The organism is Devosia sp. (assembly GCF_028290645.1).
Lineage (GTDB): Bacteria > Pseudomonadota > Alphaproteobacteria > Rhizobiales > Devosiaceae > Devosia_A.
In genome coordinates, this window is the sequence record NZ_JAQGJL010000271.1 from 1 (window position 1) to 4,051 (window position 4,051).

3 protein-coding genes and 1 pseudogene are annotated in these 4,051 nt (G+C 66.4%); 3 read left to right on the forward strand and 1 reads right to left on the reverse strand.

Features of this window, described 5'->3' with window-relative positions; genetic code table 11:
• Positions 1-349: RNA polymerase sigma factor (locus tag JWQ89_RS14640; RefSeq protein ID WP_299642182.1), on the forward strand; the 349-nt coding region annotated here is incomplete at its 5' end.
• Between the two features lie 8 nt (positions 350-357).
• Entirely contained in the window at positions 358-2,529 is a 2,172-nt protein-coding gene (locus JWQ89_RS14645) for a VWA domain-containing protein (protein ID WP_299642184.1), read from the forward strand.
• A gap of 117 nt (positions 2,530-2,646) precedes the next feature.
• Here the strand turns inward: JWQ89_RS14645 and JWQ89_RS14650 are convergent, their stop codons facing one another.
• Positions 2,647-3,597 (reverse strand): ring-cleaving dioxygenase, encoded by a 951-nt coding sequence (locus JWQ89_RS14650; RefSeq protein ID WP_299642186.1) that lies wholly within the window; start codon positions 3,595-3,597, stop codon positions 2,647-2,649.
• Between the two features lie 221 nt (positions 3,598-3,818).
• On the opposite strand from JWQ89_RS14650, the pseudogene JWQ89_RS14655 reads away from it, so the two are divergent.
• Positions 3,819-4,051, forward strand: a pseudogene (locus tag JWQ89_RS14655) (radical SAM protein); the annotation flags it as partial.

Here is a 4,051-nt window from a genome sequence, read left to right on the forward strand (position 1 = left end):
GATCCTCAAGAGTTTCGACGGCCGGTCGGCGTTCACCAGCTGGCTCTATCGCGTGACGCTGAACGCGGTGCGCGACATGCAGCGGGCGCGGAGCCGGCGGGGGCGCAATGCCGACCGCTATGCCGAAGTGACACCCGACGAATACCTGCCCGAGCAGGAAGACTCGGCGGCGGCCAAGGAACTCTGGCTGGCGGTGCGCCGGCTGCCCGAACAGCAGCGCGATGCGGTGCTGCTGATCTACGCGGAGGGGATGAGCCATGCCGAGGCCGGCGTGATCATGGGGTGCAAGGAAGCGACAGTCTCCTGGCATGTCCACGAGGCGAAGAAGACATTGAGGGGGCTCCTGTGAGCAACCAGATGAACGATGACGAACTGAACGCCCTGAAGCACGCCAAGGCCCCGGCTCCGTCCGAGGCGGCGCGCCGGCGTGCGCTCGATGCGGCGATGCTCGCCTTCGATGCCGAACAGGCAAGCCGGAAGGCTCCCCAAGGAAATCCGTTGGCGCAGCGTCTCAGGTCCATTCTCGCCAATGCGAAAAGGACCTGGACCATGGACAACCGTCTGACTTACGGGCTCGGCACGGCCGCTGTCGCGCTGCTGCTGCTGCCGCTGGGCTATCAGCTCTACACCTCTACCGCGATCACTCCGGTCAGCGTGCCGCCGGTGGTGCCGGTTGCGACGACGGCCGACAAGCCGGTGGCGCAGCCCGAGCCGGCGCCGGTCGAGGTCGGTCGCGTCGATGCGCTGAAGCAGGAGGCGGCCGGCAATGCGGCGGTGACTGCCGAGGCGCCAGTGAGCACGACTTCGGCGGACGAGGACGCGGCTGATCTTGCGGTGTTGCAACCCGAGGGTGAGGCCGACCTGCAGCTTCGCGACGAGTTCGCGCCACCGGCGAGCCTGCAGTCCCAGGCAGTGGCTCCGGCTGCGCCGATGGCCGAGATGCGCCAGATGGCGGCTTCGCCCAAGCTGATGGCGGCGCCGAACCAGGCGGCCGGTGCGATCCAGGAATCGTTCGCGATGGCGCCGGCCCCGGCGGCGGTGGATGCAACCATCGCCAAGCCGACGGACCCGAGCGGCAACGAGTTCACCCGGTTCACGGAATCGCCGGTAAAGATCGTCAAGACCGAGCCGGTGTCGACCTTCTCGATCGACGTCGATACGGCGGCCTATGCCTATGTGCGGCGGGCGCTGACCGAGGGCTGGGTGCCGGAGCCCGATGCGGTGCGGCTCGAGGAGTTGATCAACTACTTCCACTACAGCTATCCGGCGCCAACCGACGCGACGACGCCCTTCAAGCCGACGATCTCGATCTATCCGGCGCCGTGGAACGCCAAGACGCAGATCATGCAGATCGGCATCAAGGGCTACGTGCCGCCGGTGAGCGAGGACAAGCCGTCGAACCTGGTGTTCCTCATCGATACCTCGGGCTCGATGGATGAGCCGGACAAGCTGCCGCTGTTGAAGCGGGCGTTCGCGCTGCTGGTCGATCAGCTGGGAGCCAACGACACGATCTCGATCGTTGCCTATGCGGGCTCGGCCGGCGTGGTGCTCGAGCCGACCAAGGCGAGCGAGAAGGCAAAGATCATTGGCGCGCTGGAAAACCTCGCGGCCGGCGGGTCGACCGCGGGGGCCGAGGGGATCGAGCTGGCCTATCGGCTGGCCGAGCAGAACAAGGTGGCGGACGGCATCAACCGGGTGATCCTTGCGACGGACGGCGATTTCAATGTCGGGATCGATGACCCCGAGGAGCTGAAGACCTTCATCAAATCGAAGCGCGACGACGGGGTGTTCCTGTCGGTGCTCGGCTTCGGGCAGGGGAACCTCGGCGACGACACGATGCAGGCGCTGGCGCAGAACGGCAACGGCAATGCCAGCTATATCGACAGCTTCAAGGAAGCTCAGAAGGTATTGGTCGAAGATGCCGGCGGCACGCTCGAAACCATCGCCAAGGATGTAAAGATCCAGGTGGAGTTCAACCCGGCCGTGGTCAGCGAATACCGGCTGATCGGCTACGAGACCCGGGCGCTGAACCGCGAGGATTTCAATAACGACAAGGTCGATGCCGGGGAGATCGGGGCGGGGACCACCGTTACTGCGCTCTACGAGATCACCCCGGTCGGCTCGGGGGCGGAGCTCAACGATCCGCTGCGCTATGAGGCGGGCGGAACCGCGGCTGCGCCATCGGTCGCGGCCACTCCGACGACGGGCGAGGAAATCGGGTTCCTGAAGCTGCGCTACAAGCTGCCCGAGGGCGACACCTCGACGCTGGTGGAGCAGCCGATCACCCGGGGGCTGGCGGTCGACGAGCTATCCCGGGCCGATGACGACTCGCGCTTTGCCGCAGCGGTCGCCGCGTTCGGGCAGAAGCTCAAGGGCTCGAACTATGGCGAGATGAGCTGGGACGACATCCGGACGCTGGCGCAGGGTGCGCGGGGGACGGACGAGAACGGCTACCGGGCCGAGTTCATGCAGTTGATCGATATGGCGAAGGTGCTGGTGCCGGAGCCGGTGGGGACGACCACTCGGTAGCTTCCCCTCACCCTGACCCTCTCCCCGGAGGGGAGAGGGGACGCGGGGTGAACCGCCCGTGCCACATCGCCCCCTCTCCCCGCTGGGAGAGGGTCGGGGTGAGGGGCAGTTCAGCACTCAGAGCGGCTTCAATCCCGCTTCGATCTCGGCGCGGCGGCCTTCGAGGAACGGGGGCAGGGCGAGGCGCTGGCCGAGGGTTTCGAGCGGTTCGTCGGCGGTGAAGCCGGGGCCGTCGGTGGCGATCTCGAACAGGATGCCGTTGGGCTCGCGGAAGTAGAGCGACTTGAAATAGAAGCGCTCGACTTCGCCGGAGGTGCGCACGCCGAGCTGGGCCGTGCGCTTCACCCACTCGTCGAACTGCTCCTTGTCGGGGGTGCGGAAGGCGACGTGGTGGACGCCGCCGGCGCCCTGGCGGGCCTGTGGCAGGTCGGGGTTCACCTCGACATGGAGCTCGGCCGCCGCGCCGCCGGCGCCCATCTCGAAGACGTGGATTTCGCCGTGCTTTTCGCGCGCCGGGTAGGTGCGCACCTCGCGCATGTTCATGACCTTGGTCAGCACCTCGGCGGTGCGGCTGAGCTCGGGAACGGAGAGTGTGATCGGGCCGAGGCCGAGGATCTGGTGCTCGGCCGGGACCGGGCTCTCGGCCCAGGGATGGCCGGGGGCGGCATTCGGATCGGCGATGAGGCGGAAGCGCTGGCCCTCGAAGTCCTCGAACTCCAGCGACAGGTGCCCGGCGCGCTCCTTGATGTTGCCGGACGCGATGTCCTTTTCCTTGAGGTATGCCTTCCACCAATTGAGATCGGCCTCGGAGGCGACGCGGAGCCCGGTGCGGGCGATCGAGTTGGTGCCGCGGCGCTCGGGGGTGGTGGGCCAGTCGAAGAACGTGAGGTCGGCGCCGGGGGAGGCGATCGCATCGCCGTAGAACAGGTGGTAGGCGCTGACGTCGTCCTGGTTGACGGTCTTCTTGATCAGCCGCAGCCCAAGGGTGCGCGTGTAGAAATCGACGTTGCGCTGCGCCTGGGCGGTGATCGCGGTGAGGTGGTGAATGCCTTTAAGTTCGAGGGCCATGGCGACCTCCGTTGTTGCTGTGCACCTGAGATAGGCGGGAAACCGGCGGCTGGATAGCAGGTTCCCGCCGACGCATTGTCAAGCATGGGTGAACGATGCGTGGCTTCGCGTCAGCCCGGCGCTCTACAGTGGGGCGATCACGAAGTGCGTGAGGCGGTCATTTTGTATTTGCAGGGGGAGGGCGCGGGGTTAGTTTCCGAGGTGAACAAAAAGGGAACGACATGGCCCAGCTCAGCCTCAGCCGCAAGCTCGCGATCCTCTCGGATGCGGCGAAATACGACGCCTCGTGCGCCTCGAGCGGGACGGTGAAGCGGAACAGCCTGCAGTCGGGCGGGATCGGATCGACCGAGGGCAGCGGCATCTGCCACTCCTACGCGCCGGACGGGCGGTGCATCAGCCTGCTGAAGATCCTGATGACCAATTTCTGCGTCTATGACTGCATCTATTGCGTCAA